Raw genomic sequence first — 579 nt, 5'->3', positions numbered from 1 at the left:
CTGTTTACCCGCGTGGTGGTGCCCTGGAGCTTCAGTGTAGGGCGGGCAGTCGCCATCGCACACGAGTAATCCGCTGTCTGTGGGACGCGAGTACTACTTAAACCAAAACTGAGTAGCAGTAGGTGTCGTTTTCAGCACTCAAAACGACATTAACTGCTACCCAGTTGGGGTTGCGCGGAGCTAGACGGTGACGCCCAGCTTTTCCAGGATCAGTTCCTTGACGCGGCCTGCGTCGGCCTGGCCGCGGGTGGCCTTCATAACGCCGCCCACGATCGCGCCGAGGGCGTCCACCTGGAGCACGCGGTCGACGTCCGGGATGTTGCCGTGTTCGTCAACTGTCCCGGCCTCGTTGGCCAGGCCCACCATGGTCCCCATGGCATCGAAGAAGATGCTGAGGAGGATGACGAAGGCGAGCAGGGTTGCGGCAACGAAGCCCAGGTGCTCGAAGGCGCCGAACGGGTTTGCCTTGCCGATCAGGGACAGGTCCGGTGCGGCCCAGCCCGTGAAGGTGGGCGCCACCAGGGACCAGCCCTGCGGGTTGGAGGTCTCGCCGTCGAAGCTCGGTCCGATGTGCAGGGT

The 579-nt window shown here is 63.4% G+C and carries 1 pseudogene; it reads right to left on the bottom strand.

From position 1 onward, the window contains the following. Window positions 1-180 precede the first annotated feature (180 nt). Window positions 181-579: pseudogene (locus tag CXQ89_RS17810) on the bottom strand (hypothetical protein); the annotation flags it as partial.

The sequence above is a fragment of the Arthrobacter sp. ZGTC212 genome, from assembly GCF_002929255.1.
GTDB classification, from domain to species: Bacteria; Actinomycetota; Actinomycetes; order Actinomycetales; family Micrococcaceae; genus Arthrobacter_B; species Arthrobacter_B sunyaminii.
The sequence above is the reverse complement of the archived record's forward strand: the minus strand, read 5'-3'. Positions and strand labels throughout refer to the sequence as shown.